This is a genomic window from Rothia sp. HMSC072B03, from assembly GCF_001809565.1.
Classification (GTDB): Bacteria; Actinomycetota; Actinomycetes; order Actinomycetales; family Micrococcaceae; genus Rothia; species Rothia mucilaginosa_A.
The window spans coordinates 541,746-561,131 of sequence record NZ_KV797969.1 but is presented as its reverse complement, the minus strand read 5'-3'; the positions used below and the strand labels follow the sequence as shown (position 1 = coordinate 561,131).

Annotated in this window: 16 protein-coding genes; 4 read left to right on the top strand and 12 right to left on the bottom strand. The window is 61.2% G+C overall.

Annotation, left to right across the window (positions count from 1 at the left end):
* Window position 1: 1 nt before the first annotated feature.
* Window positions 2-445: a hypothetical protein gene (locus HMPREF2630_RS05710; RefSeq protein ID WP_049333329.1), complete on the bottom strand. Its 444-nt coding sequence runs from the start codon at window positions 443-445 to the stop codon at window positions 2-4.
* Between the two features lie 496 nt (window positions 446-941).
* Here HMPREF2630_RS05710 and HMPREF2630_RS05705 point away from each other — a divergent pair, with 496 nt between their 5' ends.
* A complete protein-coding gene (locus HMPREF2630_RS05705; protein ID WP_004005030.1) occupies window positions 942-1,190 on the top strand; it encodes a WhiB family transcriptional regulator in 249 nt (82 codons plus the stop codon).
* Between the two features lie 145 nt (window positions 1,191-1,335).
* Here HMPREF2630_RS05705 and HMPREF2630_RS05700 read toward each other — a convergent pair whose 3' ends face one another.
* The 3 genes from HMPREF2630_RS05700 to HMPREF2630_RS05690 all read right to left on the bottom strand — a co-directional run bounded on the left by HMPREF2630_RS05700 (window position 1,336) and on the right by HMPREF2630_RS05690 (window position 5,633).
* Complete coding sequence (locus tag HMPREF2630_RS05700) at window positions 1,336-2,910, bottom strand: sensor histidine kinase (RefSeq protein ID WP_070483824.1); 1,575 nt, start codon at window positions 2,908-2,910, stop codon at window positions 1,336-1,338.
* A gap of 378 nt (window positions 2,911-3,288) precedes the next feature.
* On the bottom strand, window positions 3,289-4,935 hold the full coding sequence (locus tag HMPREF2630_RS05695; RefSeq protein ID WP_070483822.1) for a CpaE/TadZ family protein: 1,647 nt from the start codon (window positions 4,933-4,935) through the stop codon (window positions 3,289-3,291).
* Window positions 4,932-5,633, bottom strand: a complete 702-nt coding sequence (locus HMPREF2630_RS05690) for an SAF domain-containing protein (RefSeq protein WP_070483821.1) — start codon at window positions 5,631-5,633, stop codon at window positions 4,932-4,934. The genes HMPREF2630_RS05695 and HMPREF2630_RS05690 overlap by 4 nt, the downstream gene beginning before the upstream one ends.
* Before the next feature lie 360 nt (window positions 5,634-5,993).
* Between HMPREF2630_RS05690 and HMPREF2630_RS05685 the strand changes: the two genes are divergently transcribed.
* The gene (locus tag HMPREF2630_RS05685) at window positions 5,994-6,227 is read left to right on the top strand and encodes a helix-turn-helix domain-containing protein (RefSeq protein WP_049333339.1); all 234 of its coding nucleotides are present in this window, start codon (window positions 5,994-5,996) and stop codon (window positions 6,225-6,227) included.
* Between the two features lie 134 nt (window positions 6,228-6,361).
* Here the strand turns inward: HMPREF2630_RS05685 and HMPREF2630_RS05680 are convergent, their stop codons facing one another.
* The gene (locus HMPREF2630_RS05680) at window positions 6,362-6,961 is read right to left on the bottom strand and encodes a histidine kinase (protein WP_070483819.1); all 600 of its coding nucleotides are present in this window, start codon (window positions 6,959-6,961) and stop codon (window positions 6,362-6,364) included.
* Between the two features lie 208 nt (window positions 6,962-7,169).
* Between HMPREF2630_RS05680 and HMPREF2630_RS05675 the strand changes: the two genes are divergently transcribed.
* Together HMPREF2630_RS05675 and HMPREF2630_RS05670 are read left to right on the top strand one after the other, a co-directional pair.
* Window positions 7,170-8,045, top strand: coding sequence for a LysM peptidoglycan-binding domain-containing protein (locus tag HMPREF2630_RS05675; RefSeq protein WP_053088811.1), 876 nt, complete (start codon window positions 7,170-7,172; stop codon window positions 8,043-8,045).
* Between the two features lie 41 nt (window positions 8,046-8,086).
* Window positions 8,087-8,710 carry an Rv3235 family protein gene (locus tag HMPREF2630_RS05670; protein WP_070483817.1) on the top strand — a complete coding sequence of 208 codons (624 nt, stop codon included), beginning with the start codon at window positions 8,087-8,089 and terminating at the stop codon, window positions 8,708-8,710.
* A gap of 129 nt (window positions 8,711-8,839) precedes the next feature.
* On the opposite strand, the gene secA is transcribed toward HMPREF2630_RS05670, so the two are convergent.
* The 7 genes from secA to HMPREF2630_RS05635 all read right to left on the bottom strand — a co-directional run bounded on the left by secA (window position 8,840) and on the right by HMPREF2630_RS05635 (window position 19,379).
* Entirely contained in the window at window positions 8,840-11,467 is a 2,628-nt protein-coding gene (gene secA / locus HMPREF2630_RS05665) for a preprotein translocase subunit SecA (protein WP_070483815.1), read from the bottom strand.
* A 341-nt stretch (window positions 11,468-11,808) separates the two neighbouring features.
* Complete coding sequence (hpf, locus tag HMPREF2630_RS05660; RefSeq protein WP_070484057.1) at window positions 11,809-12,444, bottom strand: ribosome hibernation-promoting factor, HPF/YfiA family; 636 nt, start codon at window positions 12,442-12,444, stop codon at window positions 11,809-11,811.
* A 215-nt stretch (window positions 12,445-12,659) separates the two neighbouring features.
* Window positions 12,660-13,346, bottom strand: coding sequence for a ComF family protein (locus HMPREF2630_RS05655; protein WP_168162478.1), 687 nt, complete (start codon window positions 13,344-13,346; stop codon window positions 12,660-12,662).
* A 225-nt stretch (window positions 13,347-13,571) separates the two neighbouring features.
* A complete protein-coding gene (locus tag HMPREF2630_RS05650) occupies window positions 13,572-15,290 on the bottom strand; it encodes an LpqB family beta-propeller domain-containing protein (protein WP_070483810.1) in 1,719 nt (572 codons plus the stop codon).
* Between the two features lie 251 nt (window positions 15,291-15,541).
* On the bottom strand, window positions 15,542-17,305 hold the full coding sequence (gene mtrB / locus HMPREF2630_RS05645) for an MtrAB system histidine kinase MtrB (protein WP_049343973.1): 1,764 nt from the start codon (window positions 17,303-17,305) through the stop codon (window positions 15,542-15,544).
* A 48-nt stretch (window positions 17,306-17,353) separates the two neighbouring features.
* Complete coding sequence (mtrA, locus tag HMPREF2630_RS05640; RefSeq protein ID WP_080974956.1) at window positions 17,354-18,055, bottom strand: MtrAB system response regulator MtrA; 702 nt, start codon at window positions 18,053-18,055, stop codon at window positions 17,354-17,356.
* Window positions 18,056-18,110: 55 nt separating this feature from the next.
* Window positions 18,111-19,379: a methionine synthase gene (locus tag HMPREF2630_RS05635; protein ID WP_065425466.1), complete on the bottom strand. Its 1,269-nt coding sequence runs from the start codon at window positions 19,377-19,379 to the stop codon at window positions 18,111-18,113.
* Window positions 19,380-19,386 lie beyond the last annotated feature (7 nt).

Below are 19,386 nucleotides of genomic sequence, written 5' to 3'. Positions count from 1 at the left end.
CCTAGCGACGGCGGCCGATACGCTTGGCTTCCTCACCGCGTTCCTCGGTGACGGCTTCGATGTAGCGGCGGCTACTGGGCATCAGGACGAAGATGAAGGCTACCGCCGCGCCGATAACGCCCGCCACGGTCTGAGGGTTGAATCCATTGATGCTTACGCCGTAGGCGCTCACGCTCTGCACTAGCGTGCTTGCAGTGACCCACAGGGCGCAGAGGGTAATCAGGATCATGGGCAGGCGCGAGCCGTAACGTCCGCGGTAGAAACGCAGGGCGTAAAAGGTCATGCCCGCGGCGATGAGCACTTGAAGTACGCCGCCGACCACGCCCTGGGCGGGCTCGCCATTAGAAAGGAGGAAGGGGTAGAGGATACCGCGAATCAAGATGTATGCCGCGAAGGTTTCGGTCAGAACGAATGCGTAGAGGACGTTGAACGGGCGTGACGTCACGGTGGGCTCCTCACAGGTGGTGTCGTTGGCAGGCCGAGGGGTATTCAGCCTGATGCGCTTGTAGTTTAGCGGCTGGGCACTTCCCCCGCACACTTGTTTGCGCGCGGGGTGCCTGCATTTGTGCAGGGGCTCGCCGCCTCGTCATCGGTGCGGTTCGTCGGGTGAAGTACCGCTTTATATTATGCCCGAGGCGCCACTCCCCTGCGGGGCGGCTCCCCGGTTGTGAGATGACTCAGCGAGGGATTGTGTCACCATGCGATTCTCCAACCGGACAATTAGACAAAGGCTCCCCTTAGTGATAGATGCCTCAGTGTAATACTTCAAGTTTTTAGCTTAAAGCACTTGTCACATTAGCCCCGACGTGCGAAAGTTGATAAGTCAAATTTCACCCTAACTTGGGGCGCACACCCCAACGGTGGGCCTATTTGGCACGCGCACAGGAATAATAAACAGCATCTCGCTTCGGCGGGACTGCACATAGAGAAGGAGGTCCACCGTGGATTGGCGTAGTCGTGCAGCTTGTTTGGACAAGGACCCGGAGCTGTTCTTCCCCGTTGGAAACACCGGACCCGCCCTGTTGCAGATTGAAGAGGCTAAGACCGTCTGCCGCTCTTGCGAGGTTATTGACGTCTGCCTGAAGTGGGCCATCGAGACCGGCCAGGACTCCGGCGTGTGGGGTGGCACCAGTGAAGACGAGCGTCGCGCCATGAAGCGTCGCGCAGCTCGTGCCCGCCGTGCATCCTAACTTCCGGAGTATTCAATAGGGCATTAAAAGCGTGGTGCAGTGACTTATCGGTCACTGCACCACGCTTTTGCTATACCCGAGGCAACGATAAACCCGGCCGCGGAACCCCAAAATCAAGGTCCCGCGGCCGGGTTTTCTCTTCGCTTTAGATGAGGAGCGCCGTAATAACCACGCGGGTACCGGTCGGTTCGTTAGCCTCCCAACGGATTGAGCCGTTGAGCTCGCTCGCCACCAGGGTGCGCACAATCTGCATGCCCAGACCTTCCTTACCGCTGACCGGGCGGTAGGCGTTCGGACCGGACTCCTCGATCTTCTTATCGCCCATACCCTTGCCGTCATCGGTAATAATGACGGTCAGGGTGTCCTCACCCTCGTCATTGGTGCCGCGAATACCCTCGAGCGTCACGGTTCCGGTTTCTCCGTCGAGTCCGTGCTCCACGGCATTGGCGACGACCTCGTTAATCACCAGCGCCAAGGGGGTCGCGAACTGGCTCGGCAGGGCACCAAAGGATCCCAGCAGCTTGGTCGTCACGTGCTGGCCGGGGGAGGCCAGCTCGGCGGCCAGGTGGAACTGACGCTCGATAAGCTCGTCAAAGTCGACGTTCTGAGCCAGACCCTGCGAGAGAGCCTCGTGCACGGTGGCAATCGTGGCGACACGACGCATCGCCTGTTCCAAGCCCTGACGCGCCTCATCGGAGGTCATGCGACGGGACTGCAAGCGCAGCAGAGCGGACACCGTCTGCAGGTTGTTCTTCACGCGGTGGTGAATCTCGCGGATGGTTGCATCCTTGGTCATGAGCTCCATCTCGCGACGGCGCAGCTCGGTGACGTCGCGGCAGAGAATCAGGGCGCCCAGGCGCTCGATGTGCGCACCCTTCTGCTTGAGCAGGGGGATGGCGCGCATCGTCACACGGGCTCGGGCGATGGTCAGCTCGGTACGCAGGTCGCTACGGCCGGCCAGGACCAGCTGCAGGGTTTCGTCCGCCTCCTCGCCGGAGGAAAGCATCGCACGGGTCACGTCTGCCAGGTTACGCTTCTCAAGGTAACCGGTCATGCCCATGCGGGTGTACATCGAGTTGGCATTGGGGGAAGCAACGACCACGCGACCGGTCGGGTCGAGCACGATAATGCCGTCAATCGCGCGAGGATTGCCCTGGGTGCGGCTGCCCTGGGCCAGCGGGTCGGGCCACAGGCCGCTGTGCAGCATGGTCAGCATGGTGTCGGTGACGAACTCGTAGACCTCTTCGCTCAGGCTGGGATAGGTGTGAAGAGTGGCAACGCGATGGCTGGTGAGCAGGGCAATAGTGCGGTTATTGCGCACAATCGGCACGAAGGTGATGTTTACCTCCGGGCGGTATCCCAGGCCTTCTCCCCTGGCCGGGTCGGTGTAGGTGCTGATCTCCTGGGTCGTCCAGGCACGGTAGGCCTCGTCGCGGATGCCGTCTTCCATGTCGTGGTCAATGATGTCGTGGTGGAAGAGGGTGCGGACGTTGGAGGGGCGCACATGTGCAAATGCTGCGAAGGTACTGGTTTCGCGGGGACCGGAAACGGCATCCGGGGAGGTGCCGTCGGCAACCACGTAGTCGGTGGGGAACCAGAGGACAAGGTCGCTCTGGGCAATATCAGAGATAATCTGCCATTCCCCCATGATGAGGTGAATGCGTTCAATATCGCCAGGGCCGAAGTCGCAGGCGCTCAGAATTCCTTCTGCAAAAGACATGTTTGTGTGCTTCCCGTAAGTTCAGGTATCTTCAACCATTTTATGCGGTTGCCCGCCCGAGTCTATTTCGGGCGGTAATATTTCGGTCAGTGTAACGAGCTTGTCTGAGAGATTGCCTGAAATCAGCGCTGCGGCGCTCCACGCTTAAAGAAACGGATAGAAGAGCAAGATGTTAGCCGCTCCTAAGTCTCAGAATTTCCCCGAATATTACATTGCTCAGGGCGAATCGTTCTCACGCTACGTACCCCACCAAAATATACCCGATGCATCGCGTCCAGTGCGCCCGAACGGGGCCGACCGGTCGCGAGGCACCGGGTATATCTATTGGGGCCAAAACCTACCAATGTTAGAAGCAATAAGACCGTATTAGAAGGGGCCTCAGCCTACGGGCCGTACCGCGTACATTCCCTCCAGCATCGCATCGAATGCCTGCACCATCGCGTGTCGAGGCGCGACCTCCAGGAGGGCCTCCCCGTTACGGCGCAGGCGATCCATGATCTTCCGCTCGTATGGAATCACCCCGTCCAGGGGAACGGAGAGGTAGCGGGACCAGTTATCGCGCATCTTTGCCTCTGGGTTGAAGCCCGCCGCCTCACGCCGGGAACGGTTGAGCCAGTACTGCACGCTCGTGCCGGGAGCTATGAGGTCCGACCGCTCCTGCACCTCGCGGGCCAGGTTGATGAGGCGAGGCAGACCCACCACGTCAGCCTCCCCCACGACAATCACGCGATCGGACTCCGCCAGGGCGGTGAGGGTCGCGGCGTTACGGCGGGGCGCGGGTCCGTCAAAGGTGAGTTCCTCGTCCACCTCGATGGGCGCGGCCACATCGCAGATGACGATATCGTAGTGGAGCTTGAGCCAGCCCAGCACCTCGCTAAAGGCACGGGCACGCACCTCCGGCCAGCGAGAGGATGAAGTAATCCCGCTCAGAAAATCGAAGAATCCCTGCTTGAGCGGAACCCGTTCCATGATTGCTCCGGCCTTCTTCTCGTCGAGCTGCGCGCGGTCAGCGTCCGAGCAGATAATGGCCAAGCCCGATCCTGCGTCTTCCAACGCCATGAGCGCGTCGAGGCTGGGTGCGTAGGTATCCGCATCGATCAGGCATACACTCTGCCCCTTCTGCGCGGCCAGCGCCGCAAGGTTGAACGCGATGGTGCTTCGGCCGGGTGCGCCGTGGGTGCCCCAAACGGTCAGAATCTTGCCGATGCGGTGCCCGGGCTGGTAACGGGCCGGGGCTTCGGGGGTCGGGGTGATGTCCGGATGCAGGGGCTGGCTGTCGCCGTTTTCTTCCTCGAATCGGCGGGCGTATTCGCTACCGGGTGCGAACCCATCAACGATGGCGGCAGCCCGGGTCAGCACGGATTCTTCGTCGCCCGGGATTGCCGGCGCCTCGGGGTTCTGCGCCACGGGGTCGAATGAGGAAGGCACGGCCCCCTCGGGGGTATTGCGGCCGTAGGAATCCGCGGGAAATTCGGGAGACTGAGCCCCGTATGCGGGGTCGTAACCGTACGCCCCGGCTGAGAGGCCCGGCAAGGAGTAGTCGGCGTGTCCGGTCCCGATATCGTAGCCGTAGCCCACCGCGTTCTGGCCCGCCGCGTCGTAACCGTACCCGGAGGGGTCCATCGTCAGGGTGTTTCCGGGCAGCGTGCCGGATGCCGTGTGCTGCACACCGTACGCACCGCGAGGCCGAGCCAAGGCCGCATCCACGGCCCGTTCGATGGAGCCAAGGATTTCTTCCAGCGCAGCCTCGGTGCGGATGCGGTGGGCCTCGGCCGGTAGCGGCAGGTTCTCGGGCGCGATGACGGCGAGCAGAACCTCGGATTGGGCGAGAGAGTCAACGGTGGAGGCACTCAACTCTGAGGGAACGCGAGCGCAGAGTAGTGCCCTGGCGATGCCGGTGTGGGCCATGCCGAGAGCCTCGCTGAAGTCCTGAACGGTACGGGCAACCGAGATGCGCCCGTGCTGAGTTTCGATACCGTTCAGGAGCGTGCCGTCATCGCCGTAGAGGATGACCGGGATATTCATTCGCCCTCCCCGTAGGTTCCGGGAATGAGGCTGAGTTTCGAGTCGCTATTGCTCTCCTGTACGAGCGCCGCGATGGCTTCTTCCTTCACCCACAATTGCACGGTGGCCTTACCGTTCGCACCCAGCACGCCCTCGTCCACCGTGATTGAGGCGATCTCGGCGTTGGTCACGATGGCGCGGGCGCCAGAGGGGTTGTTCTCGGCTGATTCCTGTCGTTTGGTGTCCTGATTACGGGGCCCGGAGGTCCACACATCTACGCGTTCCCCCGTCTTTAGCGTGGTCGCCGCGGTTCGATCGATGGTGATGGTGGCGAGGCGACGCCCGGAGGGGGTTTCGGTACCGATAGCTTCCCTACTGATGAGGTTTCCGGCGGGGATGCGCTGCGTCGCAATTTTTCCCTGCATTAGGGCTGTATCGGCTCGGGTGAAGTATTTATCGCTGGCTGCGTCAATGTTGGCTTCCACCCGGGCGAGCTTATCGTCGGTAATTTTCTCACCCATGCGGATTTCTGTTTTGGCGGTGTAGTACTCGGTTTTGTGGTTGTTCGCCTGCACGTAGAGTTGGACGCCCGTCATGGAGACGAGGACCAGGAGAATCCCCAGAATGAATCTCCAGTCTTTAATTGTGGGCCTTTTGAGGCGTTTGGCGTGCGGTTCGGTGAGGGTAGAACGCTTCGTCGCGTTCTGTCGTGTACGCATGTGGGTTGTGCCTTTCGGTGCGGAAGTTCGGCGGGCTGCCGAGCCGTTGTATTCGACTAACCGATGAGCGAGTGGGTTGTTAGATGTTCCTATAAGCGCTACAGGGACTAACCCTAACAGGATATTTCATTTAGTGTATTCACTCAACAAGAACGCATTTTATGAAATGCTCGCAAACCTACCCTCATTTTCAGACACGATTCGATAATATTTCGGGCAGTATAAGGCTTTTGCGAGCAATTTTTACCCCAGTGTCATATACTGAAGGTACTCAATAGATGTTCGATGAGAACTCTAAATGTAGTGTCGCGATTCCGTGACACTGGGGCCCAAGATTCCACATATGGAAAGGATAGATTCATGTCTGCACCTCGTTTCCTCACCCTGAGCGATGTCGCTGAGGAACTGCAGGTTTCGCTTTCTCAGGTGCGTGCTCTGGTGCGTAGCGGCGAGTTGCCCGCAATCCAGATTGGCGGCCGCAATCAGTGGCGCATTGAACGTTCTCGTTTCGAGGAGTACATTACTGAGCGTCACGAGCAGACCCTGGAGGCTATTGCTTCCGGCAAGCTGACTGCCAAGGCGAAGGCCGAGTAATACAACTAGTTTTACCTAAGGCACTCTGCCAGGTGTCTGCAAGGGCCCGTCCCCTTTCGTGAGGGAACGGGCCCTTGTTCTATTCTCCGGACGACTATTTTTATCTTTCAGAATCATTCAGAGTCACTGCAAAGCTACCGTGAAATACGTGCAATAACGGCGCTTATACGCGCCAGCGGAATAATTCTGACACCCGCGCCGGGCGCCCGCACCTCACGGGACCCGCGCGAATAGGATCCCCGCTCGTAGATGCGAGGATACTGTCCCCCGTTGAGAAGACGGAGCTCCAAAAAATCCGCCCCTACTCGCTCGATCACCCCGTCATAGCTGACGGTTCCACCCTCGAGGGAGAGACGGACCGGTTCGCGCGCCACGCCCAACGCTCGCAGGGCGAGCTGCAGCTTCATGCGATACCTTCCTGGGCGAATTTCTGCACGGCCGGGCGCCCGGCCGCCCTCCCACCAGAGCATACCTCGTAGGGGAATGAGGATGCTCTCACCGTGGGATTCAATGTTAATCCATTCCTCCCCCACCATATCGAGGTTCCCCTCGTAGACCTGCATATCTGTCGCGCAGACCCGGACGGGGCCACCTTTTTGGGCCAGGAGGCGATCGTCGAGGGTGATGGTGGAGTATTGCACGCGCGCAACCTGGCGGGCGTCTTGTTCGAGCTCCCAGGCTCGCTCGGAGGCCAGTCGGGATTCTATATCTCGGAGGAATTTTTCCATGCTCATGATTTGACCCTACCGGATACTCGGGACTCTCGGGTCAAAACAGACTCTAATGACACGATGTGACAAAAAACTACCCCCAATATCCCTCAATAAAGCAAAAAAACTAAAATTTTCATGTGTTTTAATGCATTTTGCTACATCTAGATAGGAGTATAGGGTATAAATAGAGTACAAACAGGGTTACCAAACGTACTCTTTGGAGGTCATCGTGGACCAAACATCACAATACGCGCACGGTGTACGCAGCGACGAGCCCCGTTCCGAAGCGCTCCGTCCCGAGGCGCGGGCCAGCCGCCAAGACATCTTTCTGTTCACGGCTCCCCCGGTACTCTCGGCGCTTGTGCTGGCTGCCCTCTGCGTCCACCTGCCGCGCATCCCTTCAGCCCACCCGCTCACCGATGCGGTGCTCCTCTGCGCGGGGATATCAGCTGTACTCATCACCCTCTGGTGGATTGTCAGCTTCGTCTGCGCCCTTCACGAGGCCCGAACCGCCCACAGGGTCACTAACCCTCTGGAACCTCGTTTGCCGAGAACGCCGCGCATTTTCCGCCCGCTCTTCATGCGTCGCATCGTTCTGACGCTGGGCGGCACGGCCATCGGGCTTGGGGCGGTCTTCGCCCCGGCACACGCCGCCGAGGCGAGTCACACCCCCGCGCCGACCGCGCCGACCGCGCCGACCACCTCGTTGATGGCCCCGGATGCGTGCTCAGCCGGGTACAGTACCGACGGTTCATCGGTCGCGTACCAGACGGAACCGACCGATGCGGGAAACACCACCAATGCAGAGATTCCCCTCGCCCCAAACACTACCGAATCCACCGGGTCACTCCAGGATCGCAGCCCATTCTTCGCGCCCTCGCACGAAGCCCGAGGCACCTATGCCTACACGGTACGCGCCGGAGATACTCTCTGGTCCATCGCCGCCGAACAGCTGGGCGAAGGCACCGATGCCTCCGTTATTTACGATTACACCCTCGATATCTACAGCGCCAACCGCGAGGCGCTGGGGCAGAACGCCGATCTGCTGTACGAGGGGCAGGTACTCCAGATTCCCGAGCAGCCGCTACAGACTTTCCGTCGCTAACCGGTTATTTTCCTCTACATCATTTCAGAAAGGAACCCGTCATGGGCTTCACGCCTCTTCTTCCTCCGCTCCCCCGCCGCACTCCGGCGCTCCGCACGTTCCCTCCCCCGAAGGTGAGCACGCCGACTCCAGGTTCCGTTCCGGAGCCTTCGCAAAAGCTTGCGCAGGCACCCGGAACCCTCGCCCTTGTGCAGGCCCGAGGCTTCGATTCCCCAGTATCGATTGTTCCTCTCCCCCGCTATGAGCAGAGCTCCTCGCACCGAACGGCACCTCCTCGGGCTGGTCGCCCGCTTCGCCCCGTGGACGCCATCTCCCGCCAAATTGAGGGGCGTTGCGCGGGCGTGGCCATCGCCTATCTCGAAATCATGGCTGCCCGACGCTCGCGCCAGCAGCTCGCTCAGTGGGTTTCGGCGGATTGCTTTCACCGCCTGCTACCGCGTTTTCCCAAGAATCCTCGTCAGGTTCCCGCCGGGCAGGCCCTCTCGATGCCTCCGGCGCTCCTTCGGGTCCGCGCACAGCGGGTCAACCCCAAGCTCTACGAGGCGGTTGCTCTGTTCCGATGCGGTCAGGGTATCAGGGTGGTTACCCTGCAGGTTCGGGAGCTGCACGGCGCCTGGCTTGTTACTTCCATCGAGCAGCCGCAGAATCGGCCGGGCGCAAATTAGCGGGCTCTGCCCCGAGGAAGGACGAGCCCCGTTAGCTCAGATTGCCATAAACCTATAAACGCGCGGAGAGGGTGCGAACCCAGTGATGGATTCGCACCCTCTCCGTACGTTTCGGGGTTTATACCGCGACTACTTCTTCTGAGACTTCTTCTGAGAACGCTCCACGTGCACCTGAGTGTGGCCGTCCTCGTCGGGGGCCGAGTACTGCAGGAACTTCGGACGCGAAGGCTCAGCCAGGCGCACGGCGGAAGCCTGAGTGCGCTGCTTGGACAGGTCCAGGTTGTACAGGTAGGTCACGGTCTCCTCGCGAACAGCGTCGAGCATCGACTGGTACATGTCGTAGCCCTCACGCTGGTATTCAACCAGCGGGTCACGCTGGGCCATTGCACGCAGACCGATACCTTCCTTGAGGTACTCCATCTCGTACAGGTGCTCGGGCCAGCGCTGACCGATGACCGAGAGCATCACGCGGCGTTCAATCTCACGCATGCTCTCTTCGCCGACGCTCTCCTCACGCTCGTCGTACACGACGTGAGCGTCCGCAAGGACTTCCTTCACGATCTGGTCGCGGGTAATCTTGGTGCGATCGCCTGCGTCCTCAGCTAGGTCATCCACGGTAATGGAGACGGGGTACACCTGCTTGAGGGCGCTCCAAAGCTCCTCGAAATCCCAGTCCTCGGCGTGCCCCTCGGAGACGCGTGCGTCGATGATGGAGGTCAGCACCTCGTCCACGAAACCGGAAATCTGTTCCTTCAGGTCGTCACCGTGCAGAATACGGCTACGATCCTTGTAGATGGCCTCGCGCTGGCGGTTGAGCACATCGTCATACTTGAGCACGTTCTTACGTTGCTCGGCGTTACGGCCCTCAACGTTGGCCTGCGCGGTGGCAATGGCACGGCTGACAATCTTGGAGTCCAGTGCGGAGTCCTCGGGGGCAGCGGCCATGAGGCGGGTCGCCATGCCGGTGTTGAACAGACGCATGAGCTCATCGGTCAGCGACAGGTAGAAGCGGGACTCGCCCGGATCGCCCTGACGACCGGAACGACCGCGCAGCTGGTTGTCGATACGGCGGGACTCGTGGCGCTCGGTACCAAGCACGTACAGACCACCGAGCTCGGTGACCTCCTCGTGCTCTGCTTCTGCGGCGTCCTCGCACTCCTTGAGAACTTCGGGCCAGCGGGCCTCATACGCCTCGGAGTTGGTGTTCGGGTCCAGGCCCAGCTGACGCATCTTCTCGACGGCCTCGAACTCGGGGTTGCCGCCGAGCATGATGTCGGTACCGCGACCGGCCATGTTAGTCGCCACGGTAACGGCGCCCTTACGACCCGCCTGAGCCACAATCGCGGCCTCACGCTCGTTGTTCTTCGCGTTCAGCACCTCGTGACGCACGCCGGCCTTCGCCAACTGGCGGGACAGGTACTCGGAGTTCTCCACGCTGGCGGTACCGACCAGAATCGGCTGGCCCTTCTCGTGGCGTTCCTTAATGTCCTTGACGACGGCCTTGAACTTGGCAATCTCGTCGCGGTACACCTTATCGGGGTTATCGACGCGCTGCACGCCCTTGTTGGTGGGAATCGGCACGACACCCAGGTTGTAGGTGTTCATGAACTCGGCGGCTTCGGTCTCTGCGGTACCCGTCATGCCCGAAAGCTTGTCGTACATGCGGAAGTAGTTCTGCAGGGTCACGGTCGCCATGGTCTGGTTCTCAGGCTTGATCTCGACGCCTTCCTTCGCCTCAATCGCCTGGTGGATGCCGTCGTTGTAACGGCGGCCCGGCAGAATACGGCCGGTGTGCTCGTCCACAATCAGAACCTCGCCGTCGATGACCACGTAGTCCTTGTTGTTGGTGAACAGCTCCTTCGCCTTAATGGCGTTGTTCAGGAAGCCAATCAGCGGAGTGTTCTTGGATTCGTAGAGGTTCTTCACACCCAGGTGGTCTTCCACCTTATCGATACCGGGCTCGAGGATACCGACGGTGCGCTTCTTCTCGTCCACCTCGTAGTCTTCATCGCGCTTGAGCATCGTTGCGGCGATGCGCGCAAACTCTGCATACCAGCGGTTTGCCTCACCGGCTGCGGGGCCGGAAATAATCAGAGGGGTACGCGCCTCATCAATCAGGATGGAGTCGACCTCATCGATAATGGCGAAGTTGTGGCCACGCTGAACCTGCTCCTCCACGGTCCAGGCCATGTTGTCGCGCAGGTAGTCGAAGCCAAACTCGTTGTTCGTACCGTAGGTGATGTCCGCGGCATACTGCTTGCGGCGCTCGTCGGGCTCCATCGAGGAGAGAATCACGCCGCATTCCATACCCAGGAAACGGAACACGCGGCCCATGAGGTTCGCCTGGTACTCGGCCAGGTAGTCGTTCACGGTCACGATGTGCACGCCCTTGCCGCTCAGAGCGTTCAGGTATGCGGGCAGGGTCGCGACGAGGGTCTTGCCCTCACCGGTCTTCATTTCGGCAATGTTACCCAGGTGCAGTGCTGCGCCGCCCATAATCTGGACGTCGTAGTGACGCTTGCCCAGGGTACGCTTGGATGCTTCGCGAACCACCGCGAAGGCCTCCGGCAGCAGGATGTCGAGGGACTCGCCGTCCTTGACGCGCTCACGGAACTTATCGGTTTCCGCTCGCAGCTCCTCATCGGTCATGGATGCGAAGCTGTCCTCGAGCGAGTTCACCGCCTTCGTATACGCCTCGAGCTGTCGCAGAACCCTCTTATCGCCGGTTCGGAGGATTTTCTCCAAGAAAGATGCCACTGAGCTTCTACTCCTTGATTGTCTCGGTACCCTCACCAAGGGCGCGCGAGAGTGCGCGCGGTGAGGCCTTCCTACATATTGTATGGCAGAGCCGCCTAATTCGCCCGTCCGAGCTCTTTTTTACGCTCTGCGCTCGGACCGTGAGCCATCAGCCTGGCGGCATCGTCCCCGTGCGCGGGGCACGCGAAAGCCCGGGCCCCGTAGCGGACAACCCGGCAATAATGCGTATTACCTTGCGTCCTTCGGGACCCGGGCCTTCCCGGGGTGAGAGGTTGCGGCTTACACCAGCACCTCACAGAAGATTTCCCAACGGGTATGAACCGTTACTCCCTGCCCGTCCGTTATTCGTCGGTCAGGGTGATGATGCCGTAGCTCCAGCCCTTACGGCGGTATGCCGCAGCCGGGGCACCGGTCTCGCTGTCAATGTACAGGTAGAAATCGTGGCCCACCAGCTCCATGCGGTCAACTGCCTCTGCAGCGGTCAGGCGCTCGCCCTTGAAGCTCTTGTGACGAATCTCGATGGGAGATGCGGCTTCGTCGGCCAGGGTGACCTCGCTGTTGTCGAAGGCGGCTTCTTCCACCGGAATATCCGGCAGCAGAATCTCGGTGATTGCCTCGCTCACAACGGGAATCGAGCCGGTAGCGTCAGCCACAGATACCGGGTGCTTGCCACCGCGCTTAGCCAGCTTGCGGCGGTCGCGTGCACGGCGCAGACGCTCCAGGAGCTTGCCGTAGGTTTCATCGAAGACCGCGAACTTATCGTTGCCCTGAGCCTCAGAGCGAAGGACCGGGCCGGTACCGACCACGGTAATCTCAACGCGGATGGACTCGCCACCGAGGTGACCGTCCTTGCTGAACTTGACGTCGATGTCCTTCACGTTATCACCGAGCTGGGCGAACTTCTGAACCTTCTCGCTCACGTACTCTTCCAGGCGTTCGGTGACCTTGATATTGCGGCCGTAGATGTTGACTTCCACGATCATTCCCTCCAGGTTGGGGGTTTATACCGCGTCCGGCTGGACCCGGTACGGGGGTTCGACCTCGATGCCGTTCCCTTGCCTATATTCTAATACGAATGGATGCCATACATCACTATATGTGACAAATATTCGCCTACATTACTCTCTATTTATCAATAGTCAGAACAATCTGCAGGCCCATTCACAGAAAGGCGCATCTCACGGATTAGGTACTAGAGCGAGGCCTTCTTCGGTACGGAGGCTACGGCACACACGCCCAGCACCACGGAACCTGCCTCACGCAGAGCACGGACCATCTCCGCGGCCGTTGCGCCGGTCGTCACCACATCATCGCAGACGATGCACAGCCGCCCCTCAACCAGGGCCGGCTCCAGAACGCGCAGGGCCCCGTGCATCCGCTCGGAACGAGCCACCGCGGTCAGGGTCTTCTGTTCCTCTCCCCCGGAGGCGCCGCCCAGACGCCCGGTCAGGGCCCCCACAACGCTACCGAGACTTCCCCCGGCACTCCCGGATGGGCTGGAGGTGTACCCCATGATGTCCAGGGGCATCACCCTCAGGCCGGCGGGAAGGCGCCCCTTCAACCGTTGGGACGCCTCACGGGCCAGGAGCGAGGCCGGGGCGTAGCCTCGTCGACGCACGCTCGCGGGTGAGGATGGGGCAGGAATCAGCAGGACCTCGCTTTTGGCGGCACCGGACGCGGGATTCCGAACGAGCTCCCCTCGGTGCGCGCGCAACAACTCGTACACGCAACGAGCCAGGGCCTCCCCCATCAACGGCACAAGATCGGTCCGCCCCGCGTTCTTCATCCCCAGGACAACCCGGGGCACAATCCCGTCATAGCGCGAAGCCGCCACGGTTTCCGGAACGTCCTGCACCGGGTGCACCCGCTCGACCCTCACGCAGGCACGCTCCCAGCGGTTCAGGCACCCATCGCAGAGCGCGGGCCCCGAGCCGTACGGCAACACCGCGGAACAGCAGGAACACGACCGCGGCAGGAGCAACTCACCGAGTGATCCCCACGCGCTCTCCACCCAGCGCACGGGGTGCTCCGAACCACGCACGGGCTTCCGGCCTGGGGCCCGCTCAGAATTCAAACCACGCTGTTGTGAATTCATGCAAGCGCCCTAACCGGCGTAGCTAATCTCGTGCAGAAGGGTATCCAAGCGGGTCCAGCCGCGCTCCTCCAGCACATAGCAGGAACCATCGGAGCGGTGGGCAATGATGTTGGAGGTATTATCGGCCGTCGACACGCTCATCACGCCGTCCAGACGATCCAGCTTCGTCTCCTCACCGCTCAGCGAGATTACCTCGGATTCGCCGTTCTTCACGTTCACCACTACGACGTTCTGATCGCCAGCCCATCGCGCGCTACGGGGCACCACCGAGGAGCTAAGACGCACCATCTCGGTCAGGTTGAGCGGTTTACCCGTATCATCACGCACCACGCCCGAAATAATCACGGCCGACGCGCCCTCCGTGGAGGCAACAATCGCAATGCGCGCGCTATCGTGTGACACGTTGATGCTGGTGAAGCTCAGGTTGCGCGGCCACGACATACCGATATCGACCCCGCGCTCGCGTTCCTGAGCGTCCTCGGAGCTCGGCTTGAAGGCACGCACCGTACCCTCGGCATCGGCGGCCCACACCCAACCGTACGCGTCAAAGGTCGGGGCGGTCAGGTTCGATCCCTGCCACACTCGGCGGGCGGTCCCCTGGTACACCGTGTACAGGCTACCTGCATCATTCGCCAGGCAGGCAAACATATCGCCCGAGTAGCTCATCGCAGGGGCGCTCAGCTGGCTGACGCCGCGCAGGAGCATCTGCTCACCCGAGGCACTCATGTAGTTATCGCGGGCCACCATCTGCCCGTTCGCGGTGATGGCCACGGTACGGTCGGGGACCGAAAGCGTCAGCGGCACGGGCATGTACCCGTTCGGAGTCTGCTCGGGAATGAGGGTGCCGTTGTAGTACACCTCGGTCTTCTCCAGACCGGAGAAGTTGCTGAGCCCGTGAACAATCTGCTCGCGGATACGCGCCAGGCGAGAATCATCCAGACGCTCACCCGACAGGCGCACCGTGGCGTCCTGGTTATTGGAGAGGTGCGCCTCATCCAGGGTCATGGAGTCGGTCAGGGCGGAGAAGGCGACATCCTTCAGGTAGGATGCAGGGCCGGACATCAACGTGCGCACCAAAAGTTCAAAGTAGTTCTCGATGTGTGGGAACCAGCGGATATCGGGCACGGCGTAGCGGAAGGCTCGATCGTAAAAATACAGGCGGTAGGGACTAAACACCCGCTCAAATTCGCTGCCGTCAAGCCACAGCCCATCGGGGCAGGAGCTAATACGCCACTGGTTGTCTTCCCGGACCAGCTTGAAGTCCTGGGTCTCGGTCTGCGCCTCGGGGAAGGTGCTCGTCAGGCCCTGGCTGTTCACCGTAGCGGTCTGCTGGAAGCGCACGTGGTAGGTGCTCTCCGCCGAGTTAGACGAAGAGATTCCCTCGTCGGCCTGGGCTTGAATCGTGTTACGGTACACGCGAGTCGTGCCGATGGGGTTCCAATGCTGGCTATACGAGGAGCTCAGGTACTGGCGGGCCACAGCATAGTTCTCGATACTGTCGACTCCCGCGCGAATAAAACCTTCGATGATGGCCTCGGGGGTAGCGCCGGCCAACGGGCCGGGCGCACGCGCCGGGGAGGTCTTCGAATCCTTCGCTCCCAGAGTGCTACTGTGCTGCGTCACGTGATCGTTCGAGGGAAGACCGGCACAGGAGCTGAGGAACGCCGCCAGAGAGGCGACACCCGCAGAAAGCGCAACGCGCCGAGAGAAAACAGCACCCTGGGGCATAGGGGTCAGACCTTCCTCTAGAACAGTGACGTTATGGCCGTCGCTCCCGTAGAAGTAACAGCGGAGTGAAAATATACGTTCCTCGATTGTACTGGCTAGGTACCTTGTGCACGCAATGTGACGAGGCACATTGCGTGTGCGAATCATCCACGGATTCCCTTTGCTCGCCAGAAAAACATCGCGCCTCGTCGGGGTGGGAACACTCCCCCGAAAAAAGGCATACCCTTGACGGTTTGGGTAAGGTGAGGAAGCTACCCTTCCTCACCCTCCGCGGTATCCTTCTTCTGCCGCGGATCGATTGAGGGCAGGGTATCCTTCGCAATCGCGGGACGGTTAGCCGACGCTTCCGGTTCGCCGGTCGCCAGAACCGGGGACTCCCCGAGCGGAGCGCCGTGAACCAGCGGAAGGTTCATCGTAAAGCAGGCGCCGCGACCCTTCTCGCCCCATGCCTCAAGCGTGCCTCCGTGCAGGCGCACATCCTCAGCCGCAATCGACAGGCCCAGACCGGTACCGCCCAGGGTGCGCTTACGCGAGGTATCGGCACGCCAGAAACGGTTGAAGACCTGAACAGCTTCGTCCTCGGACAGGCCGATGCCGTGGTCGCGCACGGCGATACCCAGGTTCGTGGCGTTCGCATCGACATACACATCAATCGGCCGGGATTCACCGTGCTCAATCGCGTTATACAGCAGGTTGCGCAGCACACGCTCAATACGCACACGGTCCATATCGACCATGATGCTCTCGTGGTTCGTGTGCACGTTCAACTTCGTGTTCGTACGCTCCAGGTGCGGCAGAGCCTCCTGCAGAATATTCGACAGCACCTGGATGAAGTCCTCGGTATCAATCGTCAGCATTGCGCTACCGGCGTCGAAGCGCGAAATCTCGAGCAGGTCGGCCAGCATCGACTGGAAGCGGTCCACCTGACCGTGTAGAAGCTCCACGCTTCGCACCTGCATCGGGGTCATGTTCTCACGCGAGTCGTAAAGCAGCTCGGTGCCCAGACGCACCGTGGACAGCGGGGTGCGCAACTCGTGCGACACGTCCGATACGAAGCGCTGCTGCAGGGTCGACAGGCGCTCCAGCTGAACAATCTTCTCCTGCAGAGAATCGGCCATGCGGTTGAAGGAAATACCCAAACGCGCGGCCTGGTCCTCGCCCTTAATCGACACGCGCTGGTCCAAATCACCGGCGGCCAGACGCTCCGCCGTGATGGCGGTCTGCGTAATCGGGCGCACCACGAAGCGGGTCACGAGCCACACCACGGACAGCACCACGGTCAGCAGGGCGCAGAAACCGCCGAACAGCACGAAGTTAATGTGCGCAATCGTCGAGGACGAATCGGTCATGTCGTACACGGTGAACAGACCGTAGTTAGGATTCTGCGCGATAGAAACGTGCGTACCCACGATAAGCACGGGGTAGGTGCGTTCGCGGTTATTCTCAAACGTTGTAATAGTGGAGGTCTGCCAATACACGCCGCTCCTATCGCGGACGGTGTTCTTGAAATCCGTGGGGATGCTCGACGAATTCAGGGACTTATCGCTACTCTGCTCGGGGATAAAACCCTGCTTGCCCTGCCCCTCCAGCGGCACAAGAATCCAGCTACGTTTGCCGGATGCGCCGGCGTCCAAGACCGTCAGGGTACGGCTCACGTTACGACGAATCTCGCTGTCGCTTCGCATCTCGGAGGAGTTCAGCACGCTCTGCACGTTACGGAAACCGCTGATCGACTCCTGAAGTGCCTGCGACTTCTGGTTCTCGAACAGGCTCGTTGCAATCTGGCTCGACAGGGACCAGCCCACCGCCAAGAAGCTCAGGAACATGAGCACACCGGCGGTTGCCAATGCACGGAACTGAAGGGATTCACGCCAGAGCCTGCGCATCCGCTGCGGAATGTTTCGGCGCGGCTTGCGATTCTCCCGCGCCCGAGGGGTTCGGGTACGCGAAGAGGCGGAAGCAACCGCCTCCGCCGCCAAAGCGCCGTGCTTACGGCGCGACTTCGCAACAGACAATCAGGTTATCCCTTCGCCACTGTGGTGAGAGTCGTCGTGTGTTCCCGCTTAGTTTGCGGAGGAACCAACCAGTTCGGTCGGAATCTTGTATCCGACACCGCGCACTGTCTGGATAAAGCGATCCGCGCCCAGCTCGTCGAACTTTGCACGCAAGCGCTGGACGTGCACGTTCACCAGAGAATCGCTCACGTCGGTGTAGCCCCAAACCATGTCCAGCAGCTCCTGACGGCTCAGGGCCTGGCCGGGGTGGCGCACCAGGGCCGCCAAAAGATCGAACTCCAGCGGAGTCATCGGGACCTCGGTGTCGTGGTACTTCACCGTGCGGCCGTCCATGTCCATGACGATATCGCCAATCGACACGACCAGCTGGCGGCTCTCACGCGGGCGCAGACGGGTGCGGATGCGAGCCAACAGCTCGGCGTGCTTAAACGGCTTGGCAATGTAGTCGTCGGCACCGGCCTCCAGACCCTTGACCACGTCTTCGGTATCGCTCTTGGCGGTCAGCATGATGATCGGCACGTTCGAGGAACGGCGAATCTGCTGACACACCTCAATACCGTTCATTCCGGGAAGCATTAGGTCCAGAAGAACCAGGTCGGGAGTGGAGCGCATAAAGGTTTCAAAAGCGCGTGCACCATTCTCGCAAAAAACGGCGTTGAACCCCTCCTGTGCGAGCACAAGACCAATCATCTCCGCCAGGGCGTCATCATCATCAACCACCAGAATGGTGTGTGCGTCGCCTACGCTCACAGTACCTCCCTAAAGAATTGCCGAAATTACTTACACTAAAATGTCATTCCTCTAATCATACCCCGCACTCGCCCAGGGCTCGGGCACACTCTGTCACTCGCGCCAGAGAAGCCGTCGCCTCTGTGAGGCTCAGCGAGGCGTAGCCTCCGGCGGGCAGACGAGCGTCGTCGGGCATGAGGCCCACGGAACTCAGCTGACGGGCTTCCAACCCCACCTCGCGCCACAGGTTGAAAAGGCGTCGTGCCTGGTGGGGCACTATTTCCTCGGTGACGACCGGCAGCCAGATGCGGGCCCCCGCATCCACTAGCTGGGCGATAGGCTCCCAAGAGCGCGGGTCGCTCAGGGGCGGCACGTGCAGCGTTCCTGCCCCGCGCGGACGGGAACGGTCGGGGTGCAGCATCAGGGCGCAGGGCAGGGCGGGGTTGGCTGCAGCCTGCATGGTTTTGAACATCTCGAGCGCGTCCAGGCTCGGGGCGGGCTTAACACTCACCTTCGGCGCGCGCAACGGCTTCACCCCGGTGCCGTCGATATTCAGGATGACCTGCAGGTTCAGGTCGGCGCACCGCTCCGTCAGGCGCCGGTACGCCTCGCGATAGACGTGTGGTTCAATTGCCGGCAGGGTACGGAAGCCGCTCACGGTGGGGATAGAGCCCTCCAGCAGGCGCTGAAATTCTGGCTCGTCAAATTGCACGGCCAGCGGCGCGGTCGGGGCTTGCAGGGCCTCCCGCAGGAGAATAAACCAGCGTTCCATACCCTCGAGGAAAGAATCCAGCAGATCGCGGCTCGCGCCGGCATCGCTCATCGCCCGTTCGCCACCGGGCAGGTACACCTGCGCGGCGAGGCTCAACGGACCGGTGAGCTGGATCTTGTAGGCGGGGCGGGTCGCCCTTTCTCCCCCAGTCTGCGTTGAGGTGCGGCGGCCCGAAGCGCGTGAGCCCACTCGGTCAGCCAGAAGATTGATATCCGAGAGCAGCCGGTCCTCGGCCAGAGCCGATTCGCGTGCACCGCGTCCGGTGCTGTGCACCATGCGCCAGCCGAAGGATGCACCATCAAAGGCGATTCCCTCGCAGATTGCCAGGGTGCGCGCGGTCGCGGTCCCCTTCCAGCCGGTGGCCGGCAGCTGCGGCAGATAGGGCAGATGTGGCGCTCCCAGTTCTCCCTCGATGCGGGCCATCGCCTCCGCCAGGGAGGTTCCGGGGAAGGGCCCGGTGCCGCTGGCGCGCACCAGAGGACGCTCGGCGGCGAGGGCCGCGAGCTCCCGCTCGTCCAGCTCGTCGCCCTCGGGGGCACGGTACTCGCCGGGCATCAGCAGACGTTGAGGCATCGGTTCC

Coding starts and splice junctions, on each gene's coding strand:
- HMPREF2630_RS05700 (WP_070483824.1), bottom strand. CDS start 2,910: ATGTCTTTTGCAGAAGGAATTCTGAGCGCCTGCGACTTCGGCCCTGGC.
- HMPREF2630_RS05695 (WP_070483822.1), bottom strand. CDS start 4,935: ATGAATATCCCGGTCATCCTCTACGGCGATGACGGCACGCTCCTGAAC.
- HMPREF2630_RS05690 (WP_070483821.1), bottom strand. CDS start 5,633: ATGCGTACACGACAGAACGCGACGAAGCGTTCTACCCTCACCGAACCG.
- HMPREF2630_RS05685 (WP_049333339.1), top strand. CDS start 5,994: ATGTCTGCACCTCGTTTCCTCACCCTGAGCGATGTCGCTGAGGAACTG.
- HMPREF2630_RS05680 (WP_070483819.1), bottom strand. CDS start 6,961: ATGAGCATGGAAAAATTCCTCCGAGATATAGAATCCCGACTGGCCTCC.
- HMPREF2630_RS05670 (WP_070483817.1), top strand. CDS start 8,087: ATGGGCTTCACGCCTCTTCTTCCTCCGCTCCCCCGCCGCACTCCGGCG.
- HMPREF2630_RS05650 (WP_070483810.1), bottom strand. CDS start 15,290: ATGCCCCAGGGTGCTGTTTTCTCTCGGCGCGTTGCGCTTTCTGCGGGT.
- HMPREF2630_RS05635 (WP_065425466.1), bottom strand. CDS start 19,379: ATGCCTCAACGTCTGCTGATGCCCGGCGAGTACCGTGCCCCCGAGGGC.